Raw genomic sequence first — 15,424 nt, 5'->3', positions numbered from 1 at the left:
TCTATACCTTTGTGCTCTGCCGTTCCCCGGAGAATGGAGCCACGACGATGAGCGCACGACCCCGATCGAGGGCGGCGAGGGCCGGACTGGCCGTCGTCGCCGGAGCTCTGCTGGCCGCCGGAGGCGTCGTCCCGGCCGGTGCCGCACCCGCGCCCTCCGCGATGGACAGCATCGTGCCCGCGCCGGAGTCGGTGACGCCGGATCCGGCGGCCGAGTTCGAGCTGTCCGAGCGGACCGCGGTGCTGGCGCCCGGCGAGGCCGCCGGGGTCGGCGAGTACCTGGCGGGCGTGCTGCGGCCCGCGACCGGTTTCCCGGTGCCGGTGAACCCGGCCCTGCCGGGCACCGGGGACATCGCGCTGGCGCTCGACGGCGATCCGGCGCTGGGACCGGAGGGCTACCGGCTGCAGGTCACCGACGAGGCGGTGCGGGTGCACGCGACGAGCCCGGACGGGCTGTTCAACGCGGTGCAGACGCTGCGCCAGCTGCTGCCGGCCGGGATCGAGAGCGCCACGGCGCAGCCCGGTCCGTGGACGATGCCGGGTGGCGAGATCACCGACAAGCCGCGCTTCGGGCACCGCTCGGCGCAGCTGGACCCGGCGCGGCACTTCTTCACGGTCGACATGGTCAAGCGCTACATCGACCAGATCGCCAAGTACAAGATCAACCGGCTGCACCTGCACCTGACCGACGACCAGGGCTGGCGGCTGCAGATCAACAGCTGGCCGCGGCTGACCGAGGTCGGCGGGCAGACGGAGGTCGGCGGCACGCCGGGCGGGTTCTACACGCAGCAGGACTACACCGACATCGTGAACTACGCGGCGTCGCGGCACATCTCGGTCGTCCCCGAGATCGACATGCCGGGCCACACCAACGCCGCGCTGGCCTCCTACGCGGAGCTCAACTGCGACGGCGTGGCGAAACCGCCCTACACCGGCATCGACGTCGGGTTCAGCTCGCTGTGCGTGAACAAGGACATCACCTACCGGTTCGTCGAGGACGTCATCCGCGAGGTGGCGGCGCTGACGCCGGGCGAGTACCTGCACATCGGCGGCGACGAGGCGCACTCCACCACCGACGAGGACTACACCGCCTTCATGGCGAAGGTGCTGCCGCTGGTGGAGAAGTACGGCAAGAAGCCGCTGGGCTGGCACGAGTACGGCAAGGCCGCCCCGCAGGGCGACGCAGCGCTGCAGTTCTGGGGCACCACCAACGGTGATCCGCTGCTCGACGACGCGGTGGCGCGCGGCAACAAGATCCTCGCCTCACCGGCGAACAAGTCCTACCTGGACATGAAGTACGACGAGAACACGCCGCTGGGCCTGCAGTGGGCCGGGTTCATCGAGGTCGCCGACGCCTACGGCTGGGACCCGGCCGACCACCTGGGCGTGCCGGAGGAGTCGATCCTCGGCGTGGAGGCGCCGATGTTCAGCGAGACGCTGGAGACCTCGCAGCACATCGAGTTCATGGCGTTCCCGCGACTGCCCGCCATCGCCGAGCTGGGCTGGTCGCCGAAGCAGTCCCGGGACTGGGAGTCGTTCCGCACCCGCCTCGCCGCGCAGGGGCCGCGCTGGCAGGCGGCGGGCCAGGACTTCTACCGGAGCCCGCAGATCCCCTGGACCGAGTAGGCCCGTCGTCCGCGGGAGTCGGCTTCCTCGCCGACTCCCGCGGGCGCGGTCAGCCGAGCTTCGGTTCGATGACCTTCCACCAGTCGGCGAGGGTGGGGCGTTCGGCGAGGTCGGCGAAGGTGATCTGGACGCCCTGCTTGCGCCACTGCTCGACCAGGGTCATGATCCGCACCGAGTCCAGGCCCCAGTCGATGAGGTCTTCGTCGTCGGTGAGTTCCGAGGGGTCCTCGTAGAGGAGTTCGGCGACCTGCTCGCGGACCGCCTCGAGGGTGAGTTCGTCAGCCATGGTTCGGGTTTCTCCTGCTGTGGCGGTCGGTTTCAGGCGACTTCGGATTCCGGCGCGGCGAACTCGCCCGCCAGGTTCCGGGCGGTGTCGACGACACCGCAGTTGCGGGCCGCGTAGGAGACGGCCATGTCGTGGTCGGCGCGGGAGAAGTCGGCGACCGCGTCGGCGACGAAGAACGCCTGGACCTCCTGCTGGAAGGCCTCCGCGGCGGTCATCAGGCAGCCGATGTGGGCGTAGATGCCGGTGATGACGAGCTGGTCGCGGCCCCACTTGCGCATCCGCTCCCGCAGGTCGGTGCGCTGGAAGGCGCTGTAGCGCCACTTGGTCAGCCGGACGTCGCCGGGGCCGGGCGCGAGCTCGTCGATGATCTCCTCCATGGCGGGGTCGGCGACCCCGGGCCCCCACCACTCCAGCTGCAGACCCCGCTGCTCGGGGGTCTGCCCGCCCGGCTGAGCGCAGTAGACCACCGGAACGCCTGCGGCGCGGGCGCTCTCGCGCAGCAGCGCGATGTTCGGCACGACCTGGTTCAGCGGGTCGGTGCCGGGGGCGAAGGCGTTGACGAAGTGCCGTTCCATGTCGTGGATCAGCAGCACCGCGCGTTCCGGGTCGGGTCGCCAGGAGACCTTCCCGGCGGGCAGCTCCTCGGCCTGCGGAACGCGGTAGGGTGCGATGCTCGGAAGCGCCACGGGCTCCCCCTTCACAGTCTGGTACGTGGAAAGTCGTTGTCAGCGACCGAGTTTCGGAACGAGTTCGCGGCTGATGGCCTCGCGCAGGTCGCGCTTGGAGACCTTGCCGACGCCGGTCTGCGGGAACTGCTCGACGAACACCACCCGGTCCGGCACCTTGTAGCCGGCCAGGCCGCGCTCGCGGACGAACTTGATCAGCTCGCGCGCCTTGGGCGCGGTGCCGCGCGGGACGACGAACGCGCAGGTCCGCTCCCCCAGGTAGTCGTCGGGCATGGACACCACGGCGGCGTCGTGCACGGCGGGGTGGGCCAGCAGGTGGTTCTCGACCTCCTCGGCGGCGACCTTCTCGCCACCGCGGTTGATCTGGTCCTTCGCCCGGCCCTCGACGACGATGTTGCCCTCGGCGGTGAACCGGACGACGTCGCCGGTGCGGTAGAAGCCCCCGGGGGTGAAGGCGCGCGCGTTGTGCTCGTCGGCCCGGTAGTAGCCGCGGATGGTGTAGGGGCCGCGGGTGAGCAGGTGCCCGGTCTCCCCCGCCGGGACGGGGTTGTCGGCGTCGTCGACGACCAGCACCTCGTCGTCGGGCGAGATGGGCCGCCCCTGGGTGGTGACGATGACGTCCTCGGGGTCGTCCAGCCGCGTGTAGTTGACCAGGCCTTCGGCCATGCCGAAGACCTGCTGCAGCGTGGCGCCGAGCACCGGGCGCACCCGCCGGGCGACCTCCTCGCTGCACTTGGCGCCGCCGACCTGCAGCACCTCGAGGCTGGACAGGTCGTGGGCGGTCTCGGCGGCGGCGTCGAGCCACAGCAGCGCCAGCGGCGGCACCGCGGCGGTCAGGGTCACCCGCTCGCTCTCGATGAGCGGGAACACCTCGTCGGGGCTGGGCCGCCGGGCGAGCACGACGCGGCCACCGGCGTGCAGCACGCCGAAGGTGCCGGGCGAGCTCATCGGGAAGTTGTGGGCGGCCGGCAGCGCCACCAGGTAGACGGTGTCCTCGGTGACGCCGCAGAGCTCGTTGCTTGCGCGGAACGAGTAGATGTAGTCGTCGTGGGTGCGCGGGATGAGCTTGGGCACGCCGGTGCTGCCGCCGGAGAGCTGCAGGAACGCGATGTCACCGGGCACCGGCTCGTCCAGCTCGCCCGGCTCGGCGTCCACATCGGACAGCGCGGTGAACTCGCCCGCGTCGCCGACGACGAACACCCGCAGGCCCTCCTGCTTCGCGGCGACCTCGGCGGCCAGGGCGCGGTGGTCGAACCCGGCCTCGGTATCAACGGTGATGTAGGCGGCGGCCTCGCTGAACTCGCAGAAGTAGGAGATCTCGGTCAGCCGGTGCGAGGGCAGCGCGAACACCGGGACCGCACCGAGCCGGAACAGCCCGAAGCAGACCTCGAAGAACTCGGCGACGTTGGGCAGCTGCACGACGACCCGGTCGCCCTTGCCGATGCCGCGCTCGCGCAGCCCGGCGGCCAGCCGGTCGGCGCGGGAGTCCAGCTCGCCGTAGGTGATCCGGCGGTCGCCCTCGACGACGGCGACGCGGTCGGGATGCCGGGTGGCGCGCACCCGCAGCATCTGACCGAAGGTGTAGCCCTGCCAGTACCCGGCGGCGCGGTAGCGCTCGGCGAACTCGTCCGGCCAGAGCGTCACGCCCGGCAGATTCGCGATCATGGTGTGTCCCCTCAGACGGCCTGGTCCAGGCCCATCGCGGTGAGCGCGGTGCGGAACTTCGCGGAGGTCTCGGCGAGCTCGTCGGCCGGGTCGGAGCCGGGCACGATGCCGGCGCCGGCGAACAGGCGCATCGCGTCGTCCTCGACCTCGGCGCAGCGGATGGCCACGACCCACTCGCCGTCACCGGCGGCGTCGCACCAGCCGACCATGCCCGCGTAGTAGCCGCGCTCGAACGGTTCGGTCTCGGCGATGACCTCGCGGGCGCGGTCGATCGGCGTGCCGCACACGGCCGGGGTCGGGTGCAGCGCGTCGGCCAGGTGCAGCGAGGTGGTGTCGGGGTCGCGGAGCTCGCCGGTGATCTCGGTGGCCAGGTGCCACATGGCGTTGGTGCTGATCACGCTCGGCGCCTGCGGCACGTGCAGCTCGGCGCAGAACGGGCGCAGCGCGTCGGCCACGGCCTCGACGACCATCGCGTGCTCGCGGTGGTCCTTCTCGGAGGCGGCGAGTTCGGCGGCGCGGCGCCGGTCCTCGGCCGGGTCCTCGCTGCGCGGCCGTGATCCGGCCATCGGGTTGGAGCGGACCTGCGTGCCGCGCCGGGACACCAGCAGTTCCGGGCTGGCGCCCAGGAAGGTGCGCTCCAGCGCGGGCTGCGGGCCGTAGCTGTCGCGGGTGCCGTCCTCGCCGCGGCGCGGCAGGTCGACGGCGAAGGTGTAGCTGGCGGGGTCGGCCATCGCGAGGTTGCGCAGCACCTCGTGGACGTCGATCGATTCGGTCGAGGTCAGCTCCAGGCTGCGGGCCAGCACGGCCTTGGTGAGGTCGCCGTGCTCCATCCGCCGCAGCGCTCGCGCGACACCGCGCTCGTACTCCTCGGGGGCGGGCACCGGGCGCACCGAGTAGCTCGGGGTGGAGACCGGTTTGCGCTGCGGCACCAGCACGTTGAGCGGTTCGGCGCGCACCACCTCCTCGGGCAGCACCAGGTGCGCGGGCAGGGTGCCGCCGAAGGGCACCGCGCCGACGACCATCGGGTTGCGGCGGCCGAATTCGACCGCGCCGTCGAGGAATTCGCGCATCCGCGACGGCAGGTCGGAGCGCGCGCACATGGTCTTGGACATGGTCGCGGCCACGCCGCGGGCCAGCAGCACCCCGCGCGGGCCGGAGAACAGGAAGGACCGGCCCTGCTCGTAGGCGGACAGCAGGCGTGCCGCGGCGTCGTCGGCGAGCGCGTCGTCGACGGTGTCGATGTGCCCGTCGGTCTCGATCGTGGTCATGACAACCTTTCGGCGAATCGCGGGAGGTCAGGCGCGCAGCGTCGCGCCGCCGTCGACGTAGAGGTCGTGCATCGTGATGTGCCCGGCCTCGTCGGAGGCGAGGAAGACGACGGCGTGGGCGACGTCCTCGGGGGTGGCGAGCTTGCGCAGCGGGATGCCGGCCTTGTAGGTCTCGGGCGTCCCGGCGATGACCCGCTCGGGGCCGTTGCCGTCGGTCCACATCCCGCGTTGCATGTCGGTGTCGGTGGAGCCGGGTGCGACGATGTTGCAGCGGATGCCGTGCTCGGCCAGTTCCAGGCCGAGGGACTTGGTGAACATCGTGGCGGCGGCCTTCGAGGCGGCGTAGGCGGCCATGGAGTGCCGGGGCACGCCCGCGGCGTTGGAGCCGACGGTGACGATGGCGCCGCGACGCCGCGAGATCATGTGCTTGGAGACCTCGCGGCAGACGTTGAACACGCCGGTGGTGTTGACGGCGAAGGTGCGCTGCCACTCGGCGTCGGTGAGCTCCTGCACGGTGCCGACCTGCAGCACCCCGGCGACGTTGGCGAGCACGGCGATCGGGCCCTGCTCGGCCTCGACGCGGGTGACCACCTCGGTGACCGCGGCCGGGTCGGCGACGTCGGCCCGGTAGGCCCGCGCCCGGTGGCCTTCGGCGACGAGTCCGTCGACCGTCTCGGCGGCCTTGTCGCCGTTGCGGTCCACGGCCGCGACCTCGGCGCCCTCCTGGGCGAACGCTCTCGCCACGGCGGCGCCAATCCCCTGGCCGGCGCCGGTCACGATGACGACCTCGCCGCTGATCCCCGTCCGGTTCATCTCACCCATCACTCAACTGAGGCTAGCCTAACCTTCGTCAGGCAAGCCTGAGTTTAGAACATGAACCGGACGCGAATCTCCCGCCAATGAGGTGGCATTGATCACCGACGACGCACCGTCATCGGACGAATCCGCTGCTCGCACAGGAGCAGCGGCGAGAACCGGGCGAACCGGCGATCAGCGGATGATTCCCCGCGCGAAGCCGAGTTCCACCAGGTCCTGCGGGCGCAGCTTGAGGCGCTCGGCGAGCTCCGGGACCTCGGCCGGGTCGCGCTTGAGGATCGCGGCGGCGGATTCGGGGGCGATCACCGCGAAGTAGGCGTCGGCGGTGACCCAGGTGTTGTCCGGGGCCGCCAGCGCCAGCGCGCCGCCGGATCCCCCTTCGCCGATGACCAGCGTGGTCACCGGGACCCGCGCCCCGGCGACGGCGCCGAAGACCTCGGCGATGGCCGGGCCGACACCGGCGCGCTCGGCCGCGGCGTCGTTGGCGGCACCGGGGGTGTCGACCAGCGTGAGCACCGGGATGCCGAGCCGGTCGGCGAGCCGGATCAGCCGCGCGGCGGTGCGGAACCCGGCCGGGGTGGTGGCGGTGCCGGTCTGGGCGGCGAAGGCCACCACGCGGCCGTCGTGCTCGCCGAACCCGCAGATCACGCCCTCGTCGCGGCCCCCGGCGCGGTCGCCGCCGATCTCGAACCGGTTGCTGAAGTAGGCGTCGAGGTGGTCGCGGGCGCGGGGCCGGTCGGCCGAGCGGGCGCGCTCGACGGCCCGCATCCCGGTCTCGGGCGAGGTCACCGAGCCGAGCGCGGCCGGGACCGGGGCGGGCTCGGGCGCGGCCGGCCGGGCCGGGTGCAGCAGCGAGACGAGCTCGGTGAGCACCCCGGGCAGCTCGGTCTCCTCGACGATGCGGTCCACCTGGCCGTCGGCCAGCTTGCCCTCGGCGCGGAAGTCGTCGCCGTCCTCGCCGGAGCTGCGCACCCGCGCTCCCCCGAAGGCGATGCGGGCGCCGGGCGCGGCGAGCACGACGTCGGCGGCGGCGCCCAGCGCAGCCCACATCCCGCCGGTGGTCGGGTCGCGCAGCACGGCGATGTGCGGGATGCCGTCCTCCCCGGCCCGCAGGCCGGCGCGGGCGATCACCTGCAGCTGCTGCAGGGCGCGGATGCCCTCCTGCATCCGGCTGCCGCCGGAGGCGATCAGCGAGATCACCGGCAGGCGCTGCTCGCGGGCGTGCTCGAAGGCCGCGACCACGCGGGCACCTGTGTCCTGGCCGACGGAGCCGCCGAGGAAGGCGAAGTCGAAGGCGATGAGCACCGCCTCCCGCTCGCCCAGGCGGGCGCGACCGCACAGCACCGACTCCTCGGAACCGGTGCGCTCGGCCGCGCGGGCGCGCTGCTCGGCGTAGCCCGGCCAGCCGAGCGGGCCGTCGCCGCCGGTGCGCGGCGGCGGTGGCGCGAACTCGGCGAAGTCCCGGCCGATCGCCTCGACCAGCGCGCGCACCGCTCCGTGCTCAGCCATGGCCCGGGCTCTTCTGCAGGGCCTTCTTCTGGACCTTGCCCATCTCGTTGCGCGGCAGCGCGTCGACGAAGCGGACCTCGCGCGGGCGCTTGTGCGGCGTCAGCAACCGGGCCACGTGATCCACCAGCTCGGCGTCGGCGACCTCGGTGCCGGGGGCGCGCACCACCCAGGCGATGATCCGCTCGCCGAGGTCCACGTCGGCCTCGCCGGTGACGGCGACCTCGGCCACCGCCGGGTGCTCCAGCAGGCAGTTCTCGATCTCGCCCGCGCCGATCTTGTAGCCGCCGCTCTTGATGATGTCGGTGGCCTTGCGGCCGACGATGCGGATGTAGCCGTCGGGCGCGCGGGTGGCCACGTCGCCGGTGCGGAACCAGCCGTCGGTGAAGGCGGCCTCGGTGGCGTCCGGGCGGTTGAGGTAGCCGCTGAACAGGTTGTCGCCGCGCACCAGGATCTCGCCGACGGTCTCGTCGTCGCTGGCGGTGATCTCGGCGCCCTGCTCGTCGACGAGCTTGAGCTCGACACCCGCGAAGGGCTTGCCGACGTAGCCGGGCCTGCGGTCGCCGTCGGCGCGCACCCCGCAGTTCATGATCGTCTCGCTCATGCCGTAGCGCTCCACGACCCGCTGCCCGGTGAGCCGCTCGATGCGTTCGTGCTCCACGGCGGGCAGCGCGGCCGATCCCGAGACCAGCAGCCGGGCCTGGCCGACGGCCCGGCCGATCTTCGGGTCGGCCTCGGCGTCCTCGGCCAGCCGGTGGTACATGGTCGGCACGCCGAACATCATCGTGGCCGGACCCGCCAGCTCCTCGGCGATGGCCTGCGAGGAGAACTTGCCCAGGTGGTGCACGGTCCCGCCGAGGCGGACCGGGCCGAGTGTGCCGAGGATGAGGCCGTGCACGTGGAACAGCGGCAGGGCGTGGGCGAGCACGTCGGCGGAGGTCCACTCCCAGGCCTCGGCCAGCGCGTCGAGGTTGGCGCTCAGCGCGCGACGCGGCAGCACCACGCCCTTGGGCGGACCGGTGGTGCCGGAGGTGTAGACGATCAGCGCGGGCGCGTCGGCGGGCGCCTCGGGCGGCAGCGCGCCGCCGCGGGCGGTCAGGTCGATCTCGGCGATCTCCACGCCGTCGAGACCGGCGGGCGGGGTGAAACCCGGTTCGGCGAGCAGGAGTTCGGGCGCGCTGTCGCCGAGGATGTGCGCCAGTTCCCGCTCCCCCACCTTGGGGTTCACCGGCACCACGGCGACCCCGGCGGTGAGCCCGCCGATCACGGCGGCGGCGGTCTCCAGGGTGTTGGTCGCCCACACCGCGACGCGGCTCTTGCCCGCGACGCGCTCGGCGATCGCCCCGGCGAGACCGGCGAGCTCCCGGTAGGTCAGCGCGCGGGTTCCGAACCGCAGCGCCTCGGTGTCGTCGGGTTCGCGCAACTTCGGGAACAGCACCTGCTACCTCCGGGTTCTCTCCGGGTGAATCTGCCACCGCCCGCAGCGCACCGCTGGTCGGCAGTGGTCCACTGGCTGAGCCAACTCTCATCGTCCGGAACGAGGCGCGTCAAGGGAATGTGGCAGAATTGGCTCAGCCAGTTTGCCTCTTGACGATCCTGGAGCGCGCCGGTGTCCGACTCCCTCCGCCCGTTGAACCGCCCTCGCCTCTACGAGCAGGTCGTGCAGCGGCTGCGCGAGCACGTCGCCGACTCCGGACTGCGCGCGGGCGACCGGCTCCCGCCCGAGCGCACCCTGGCCGAGCAGCTCGGCGTCAGCCGCGCCTCGGTGAAGCAGGCGATCGTGGTGCTGGAGGTCCAGGGCCTGGTCGAGGTCCGCCACGGCGGCGGCACCTACCTGCTGCGCGAGTCCCTCGACGTCGAGCCCGTCGAGGAGCTGGTGGAGCGCCAGCGGCGGCTGCCCGACGTGCTCGACGCCCGCGAGGGCCTGGAGACCAAGCTCGCCGAACTGGCCGCGCAGCGGCGCACCGAGGACGACATGGCCGAGATCGACGCGGCGCTGCGGGCCATGCGCGCCGAGATCGAGGCGGGCGAGGTCGGCGAGGACGGCGACCGGCGCTTCCACGCGGCGGTGACCGCCGCCGCGCACAGCGCGCTGCTGGCGGAGTTCATGCGCACCATCGCCCGCGAGATCGCCGAGAGCCGCAGCGAGTCCCTGCGGCAGCCGCGCAGGCCTCCGAAGTCGCTGGCCCAGCACGAGCGCATCGCCGAGGCGATCCGCCGCGGCGATGCCAAGACCGCCGCCTCGGCGATGGCGCGGCACCTGCGCACGGTCAGCCGGGTGCGCCTGCTGGACTGGGACCCCGAAGCCTGACCGGGAGCGGGTGAGCGGGTCGTCACCCGATAGGCTGCCGCAGGTTTTCTCTCCTGGGGGTCGGCGCAGCGGTGATCGGGTGGTTGTTGGGCACGGCGGGCACCGCCGCGCTGGGCGCGGTGTTCCCGCTGGTGAACATCGAGCTCTACCTGCTCGGAGTCGTCCCCACCGTGCAGTCGGTGCCGTGGTGGGCGTTCGCGATCGCCGCCGCGATCGGCCAGGTCGCCGCCAAGACGCTCTTCTTCCTCGCCGGCAAGGGCGGTTTCGCGCTCGGCGAGCGGTTGAGCAAGCGGGTCCAGAAGGAGCGCAGCGGACGCTGGGCCGCCTGGGTCGAGCGGTTCCACGAGCGCACCCAGCAGCACCCGTGGTGGGGCATGGCGGTCCTGGCCGTGACCGCGGTGCCCGGCATCCCGCCGTTCAGCCTGATGTCGCTGCTGTCCGGTGCCGCCGGACTCCCCCTGCTCGGCTACCTCTCGGCGAGCCTCGTCGGCCGGATCGGGCACTTCCTGCTCGTCGCCGGAGCCCCGGAACTGGTGACCTGGCTGGGCTCCTGATCTGCGGTTTTCGCCCGATTCAGGCGTTCTGCGATGATCACCCGTGCGAGCCCGCCGTGCACCCTGCGTCACGTTGAGTACCGGTAAGGTCACACTCCGCGAGGTGAGATGAGCCGTCGCGGGTGGGATCTTCTAACGTGCCCACCCGTGAACTTTCTGCGAACGATGCCCGTCGAGGACATCCTCTCCCGGGGTGAGCGCAGCGGTCTGGTCCGCAGGCTCACCGGCAAGGACCTCATCGGGTTCGGCATCGGCATCATCATCGGCACCGGCGTGTTCACCCTCGCCGGGATCGAGGCCAAGGACCACGCGGGACCCGCCGTGGTGCTGTCCTTCGTCATCGGCGGCGTGGTGGCCGCGCTCGCGGCGCTGGCCTACGCCGAGCTGGCCTCCTCGGTTCCGACGGCGGGCAGCGCCTACACCTACGCCTACGCGACGCTGGGCGAGCTGTTCGCCTGGATCATCGGCTGGGACCTGCTGCTGGAGTTCGCGCTCGGCGCGGCGGTGGTGTCGCGGAGCTGGTCGGGCTACATCGCCAACCTGCTGGGACTGCCGCCGCAGTGGTTCGGCGAGGAGGCGACGGTCAACGTCGGCGCCGTGCTCATCATCGCGGTGCTCACGGTCGTGGCGGTCGCCGGCATCCGCGAGTCGTCATGGGTGACCAACGCGCTGGTCGTGGTCAAGGTCGCGGTGTGCGTGCTGGTGATCGTCGCCGGGCTGTTCTTCGTCACCGGCGCGCACCTGCACCCGTTCATCCCGCCGGCGCAGCCCGCCGAGAGCGGGGCGAGCGTCCTGGAGCAGCCGCTGGTGTCGGCGCTGCTGGGCATGGAGCAGTCGGTGTACGGCTTCGGCGGCGTGCTCACCGCCGCGGCCATCGTGTTCTTCGCCTACACCGGTTTCGAGGCGCTGGCCAACCTCGGCGAGGAGACCAAGCGGCCGCGTCGCGACCTGCCGGTGGGCCTGCTGGGCAGCCTCATCGTCTGCACCCTGCTGTACGTGCTGGTGGCGTTCGTGCTGGCCGCGATGGTCGACTACCGGCAGATCGACGAGGGCGCCCCGCTGGCGGCGGCGTTCCAGTCCGTCGGGCAGCCGTGGGTGGCGGCGCTGATCGCGCTGGGCGCGGTGACCGGCCTGACCTCGGTGATGATGGTGGAGCTGGTGACCATCGGCCGGATCGGCTTCGCGATGAGCCGCGACGGGCTGCTGCCGCCGAAGCTCTCCCAGGTCCACCCGCGCTGGGGCACCCCGCACCGGATGACCATCGGCGGCGCCGTGCTGATCATGCTGCTGGGCGGGTTCATCCCGATCTCGGAGCTGTCGGACATGGTCAGCATCGGCGCGCTGTCCGGGTTCGTCATCGTGGCGCTGGCCGTGCCGGTGCTGCGCCGGACCAAACCGGAGCTGGAGCGGCCGTTCCGGATGCCGCTGTCGCCGGTGCTGCCGGTGATCACCGCGCTGGCGTGCCTGTACCTGATGGCGAACCTGGACGTGGTGACCTGGCTGCGGTTCGCCGCGTGGCTGGTCGTCGGCCTGCTGATCTACTTCGGCTACGGCCGCGGGCACGCGCTGCTGGGGCGGCGCGACGCGCAGCGGGTCGAGGACTGACCGACGCGCGGGCGGGATCCGAGCTACGGTCGCTGGTACCGGAACCCACCACCAGGGAGGTTCGATGAATCCCGAGACGCCCGAAGCCGACGCGGTCGAGCAGGCGCGCCGCGCCGAGGACCTGCCCGACGAGGAGGAGTCCGCGGTGGTCGAGGTCCCGCTCGACGCGGATCCGGCCGACGTCTCCGAGCAGTACCGCGCGGTCCCGGTCGACGACGAGTACGACCGCTGACCCGCGACGACGCGCCGGGCCCCTGGCGAGGGGCCCGGCGCGTCGCGCTCACGGCAGGACGCGGGTGGGGTTGAGGATGTGGTGCGGGTCCAGCGCGTCCTTGATCGCGCGCGAGGCCCACAACCCGGCTTCGTCGAGCTCGCGGCCGAGCCAGGCGCGCTTGAGCTGGCCGACGCCGTGCTCGCCGGTGATCGTGCCGCCCAGGTCCAGGCCCAGCTGCATGATCGCGTCGAACGCCCGCTGCGCGCGTTCGGTCTCCTCGGCGTCGGAGTCGTCGAACGCGACGACCGGGTGCATGTTGCCGTCCCCGGCGTGCCCCGAGCACAGCACCTGCACCCGGTTCTCCTCGGCGATGCGCTCCATGCCGTCGACCAGGTCCACCAGGTGGCGGCGCGGGACGCAGACGTCGTCGATGAGCAGCGCCTTGCCGAGCTTCTCGTGGGCGTCGCCGACGAGCCGGCGGGCCTGCATGAGCATCTCCCCCTCGGCGGCGCTGTCGGAGACCACGACCTCGGCGGCGCCCCTCGCGTGCGCCACCTTCTCGAAGGCCGCCAGGTCTGCGGGAGCCTCGTCGCCGCGGTCGGACTGCACCAGCAGCATCGCGGCCATGCCGTCGGGGAAGCCGAGGTCAACGATCTGCTGGACGGCCGCGACCGAGGAGGCGTCCATGAACTCCAGCACCGACGGCCGGTGCCCTTCGGCGAGATAACCGGACACGGTGCGCGCCGAGTCGGCCACGCGCGGGAAGAACGCGACGGCGGTCAGCGGCTGGGCCGACGCCGGGCGCAGCGCCACCGTCACCTCGGTGACCACGCCCAGGGTTCCCTCGGCGCCGACCATCAGCCGGGTCAGGTCGTAGCCGGCGACGCCCTTGGCGGTGCGGCGGCCGGTGCGCATCACCCGCCCGTCGGCCAGCACGACCTCCAGGCCGCGCACGAAATCACCGGTCACGCCGTACTTCACGCAGCACATGCCGCCGGCGTTGGTGGAGACGTTGCCGCCGATGGTGGAGATGCTGCGCGAACCCGGGTCCGGCGGGTAGAACAGGCCCTTCTCGGCGACGGCGGCGGCGAGCACCCCGTTGACGACGCCGGGCTGCACCACGGCCAGCTGCTCGTCGACGTCGATGTCGAGGATGGCGTCCATCTTCTCCAGCGACAGCAGCACGCAGCCGTCCAGCGCGTTCGCCGCCCCGGACAGCCCCGAGCGCGCGCCCTGCGGCACCACCGGGACCCGGTGGGCGTGCGCCCACCTCAGCACCGCCGCGACGTCGCCGGTGTCGCGCGCCCGCACCAGCGCCGCCGGTGTCCCGGCCGGGCAGAACGTGGCCCGGTCGCGGCTGTGCGCCGCCAGCACGTCCGGATCGTCGAACACCCGCCCCTCGGGCAGCAGCTCCCGCAACCCGCGCACATCGGTGATGCTCATAGCCCCGTCTCTCCCAGGCCCGACATGGTCACCGAAAACCTAACCCCCCGAACACCCACCTCCCCACCCAAAGTGACTCTCACCCCTACCCCACCGGTCAAATACCGCAGGTTTTGTCGGGTCAAAAACTGCGGTATTCGACCCGACAAAACCTGCGGTATTTGACCGCGGGACGGGTCAGGGGATGCCGGGGGCGATCATGGTGAGCCAGACGACGATCGGGGCGAGGACGACCATGGTGCCGCCGTAGAGGGTGAGGCCCTTGAAGACGCGGTCGCGCTCGTCCTCGCGGGAGTTGGCGAGCATGATGGCGCCGCTGGTGGAGAACGGGCTGATGTCGACGACCGTGGAGGCGATCGCCAGGGCGGCGACCATGCCCGCGACGCCGACCTGCCCGGCGGCCATCAGCGGCACCGCCAGCGGGATGAGGGCGCCGAGCAGCCCGGTGGAGGAGGCGAACGCCGAGACCACCGCGCCGATCAGGCACAGCAGGAACGCCGACAGCAGCGGGATGCCGATGCTGCTCACCGCGTGGCTGACGTAGTCGACGGTGCCCAGCTCCTGCAGCACGCTGACGTAGGTGAGCACACCGCAGATCAGCAGCACCGTCGGCCAGGTGACGTTCTTGACGGCGTCGCGGTGCGCCTGCGGCGAGATGATGCCGAGCACCACGGCCACGGTGATGGCGACCAGCCCGATGTCGAGCTCAAGGAACAGCGTCAGCACCACCATCGTCAGGATGCCGACGAGCGTGAGCACCTTGTCGCGGCTCAGCTCCACCCGCGCCAGCAGCGCGTCGTCCCGAGCGGCGCCGGGAACGTCGGCGGGAACGGGTGTTTCGGCTTTCCGGCGCCTGCCGAGCAGCGCGAACGCCGCGGCCGCGAACACGAGGTTGAGCGCGAAGCTGGCGAAGAACAGGAACAGCGGCGAGCCGTCGAGCCCGTTCCGGTCGACCACGCCGTTGACGATCACGCCGAACACCGAGATCGGCGAGAACCCGCCGACCATCGTGCCGTGCACGACCATCACCGACATGAGCAGCGGGCTGATGCCGTGCTTGGCGGCAAGCCCCATCGCGACCGGCGCGATGATCGCGACCGCCGCGGGCGGGACGGCGCCGATGGCGGTCAGCAGCGCCGAGACCGCGAGCATCACCCACGGCACCAGCATCAGCCTGCCGCCCACCAGCCGGACCGCCCGGTAGACCAGCCAGTCGATGGTGCCGTTGGCGCGGGCGATGGCGAACAGGTAGGTGACGCCGACCAGCACCATGAAGATGTCGCCGGGGAATCCGCCGAGGATGTCGTCGGAGCTCATGCCGCCGGCGAGCGTGCCGACGAGGAACGCGGCCGCGAAGGCCAGCGCGCCCATGTTGACCGAGAACACGCCGGTGATGACGAAGATGGCCACCAGCGCCAGGATCGAGATCAGTTCGGCGGACACGG

14 protein-coding genes are annotated in these 15,424 nt (G+C 72.1%); 5 read left to right on the top strand and 9 right to left on the bottom strand.

Annotation, left to right across the window (positions count from 1 at the left end):
* Positions 1 to 47 precede the first annotated feature (47 nt).
* Positions 48 to 1,625, top strand: a complete 1,578-nt coding sequence (locus BM424_RS24535) for a beta-N-acetylhexosaminidase (protein WP_093422559.1) — start codon at positions 48 to 50, stop codon at positions 1,623 to 1,625.
* Positions 1,626 to 1,674: 49 nt separating this feature from the next.
* On the opposite strand, the gene BM424_RS24530 is transcribed toward BM424_RS24535, so the two are convergent.
* From BM424_RS24530 to BM424_RS24500, 7 genes are all read right to left on the bottom strand, one after another.
* Complete coding sequence (locus tag BM424_RS24530) at positions 1,675 to 1,911, bottom strand: phosphopantetheine-binding protein (protein WP_093422556.1); 237 nt, start codon at positions 1,909 to 1,911, stop codon at positions 1,675 to 1,677.
* Positions 1,912 to 1,943: 32 nt separating this feature from the next.
* Positions 1,944 to 2,597 carry an isochorismatase family protein gene (locus BM424_RS24525; RefSeq protein ID WP_093422553.1) on the bottom strand — a complete coding sequence of 218 codons (654 nt, stop codon included), beginning with the start codon at positions 2,595 to 2,597 and terminating at the stop codon, positions 1,944 to 1,946.
* Between the two features lie 39 nt (positions 2,598 to 2,636).
* Complete coding sequence (locus tag BM424_RS24520; RefSeq protein WP_093422550.1) at positions 2,637 to 4,262, bottom strand: (2,3-dihydroxybenzoyl)adenylate synthase; 1,626 nt, start codon at positions 4,260 to 4,262, stop codon at positions 2,637 to 2,639.
* 11 nt (positions 4,263 to 4,273) lie between these two features.
* The gene (dhbC, locus tag BM424_RS24515; RefSeq protein ID WP_093422548.1) at positions 4,274 to 5,530 is read right to left on the bottom strand and encodes an isochorismate synthase DhbC; all 1,257 of its coding nucleotides are present in this window, start codon (positions 5,528 to 5,530) and stop codon (positions 4,274 to 4,276) included.
* 27 nt (positions 5,531 to 5,557) lie between these two features.
* A complete protein-coding gene (locus BM424_RS24510) occupies positions 5,558 to 6,343 on the bottom strand; it encodes a 2,3-dihydro-2,3-dihydroxybenzoate dehydrogenase (RefSeq protein ID WP_093422791.1) in 786 nt (261 codons plus the stop codon).
* Between the two features lie 177 nt (positions 6,344 to 6,520).
* Positions 6,521 to 7,855: a carboxyl transferase domain-containing protein gene (locus tag BM424_RS24505; protein ID WP_093422545.1), complete on the bottom strand. Its 1,335-nt coding sequence runs from the start codon at positions 7,853 to 7,855 to the stop codon at positions 6,521 to 6,523.
* A complete protein-coding gene (locus BM424_RS24500; RefSeq protein ID WP_093422543.1) occupies positions 7,848 to 9,290 on the bottom strand; it encodes an acyl-CoA synthetase in 1,443 nt (480 codons plus the stop codon). Before BM424_RS24500 ends, BM424_RS24505 begins: the two co-directional genes overlap by 8 nt.
* A gap of 171 nt (positions 9,291 to 9,461) precedes the next feature.
* Between BM424_RS24500 and BM424_RS24495 the strand changes: the two genes are divergently transcribed.
* The 4 genes from BM424_RS24495 to BM424_RS29005 all read left to right on the top strand — a co-directional run bounded on the left by BM424_RS24495 (position 9,462) and on the right by BM424_RS29005 (position 12,554).
* The gene (locus tag BM424_RS24495) at positions 9,462 to 10,163 is read left to right on the top strand and encodes a FadR/GntR family transcriptional regulator (protein WP_093422540.1); all 702 of its coding nucleotides are present in this window, start codon (positions 9,462 to 9,464) and stop codon (positions 10,161 to 10,163) included.
* 71 nt (positions 10,164 to 10,234) lie between these two features.
* On the top strand, positions 10,235 to 10,717 hold the full coding sequence (locus BM424_RS24490) for a VTT domain-containing protein (RefSeq protein WP_093422537.1): 483 nt from the start codon (positions 10,235 to 10,237) through the stop codon (positions 10,715 to 10,717).
* A gap of 165 nt (positions 10,718 to 10,882) precedes the next feature.
* The gene (locus tag BM424_RS24485; RefSeq protein ID WP_425442065.1) at positions 10,883 to 12,322 is read left to right on the top strand and encodes an amino acid permease; all 1,440 of its coding nucleotides are present in this window, start codon (positions 10,883 to 10,885) and stop codon (positions 12,320 to 12,322) included.
* A gap of 64 nt (positions 12,323 to 12,386) precedes the next feature.
* The gene (locus BM424_RS29005) at positions 12,387 to 12,554 is read left to right on the top strand and encodes a hypothetical protein (RefSeq protein WP_175548252.1); all 168 of its coding nucleotides are present in this window, start codon (positions 12,387 to 12,389) and stop codon (positions 12,552 to 12,554) included.
* A 48-nt stretch (positions 12,555 to 12,602) separates the two neighbouring features.
* Here BM424_RS29005 and BM424_RS24480 read toward each other — a convergent pair whose 3' ends face one another.
* Entirely contained in the window at positions 12,603 to 13,979 is a 1,377-nt protein-coding gene (locus tag BM424_RS24480) for an FAD-binding oxidoreductase (RefSeq protein ID WP_093422532.1), read from the bottom strand.
* A 177-nt stretch (positions 13,980 to 14,156) separates the two neighbouring features.
* Positions 14,157 to 15,422, bottom strand: a complete 1,266-nt coding sequence (locus BM424_RS24475; RefSeq protein WP_093422530.1) for an SLC13 family permease — start codon at positions 15,420 to 15,422, stop codon at positions 14,157 to 14,159.
* Positions 15,423 to 15,424: the final 2 nt, after the last annotated feature.

Source organism: Saccharopolyspora flava (assembly GCF_900116135.1).
GTDB lineage: Bacteria > Actinomycetota > Actinomycetes > Mycobacteriales > Pseudonocardiaceae > Saccharopolyspora > Saccharopolyspora flava.
The sequence above is the reverse complement of the archived record's forward strand: the minus strand, read 5'-3'. Positions and strand labels throughout refer to the sequence as shown.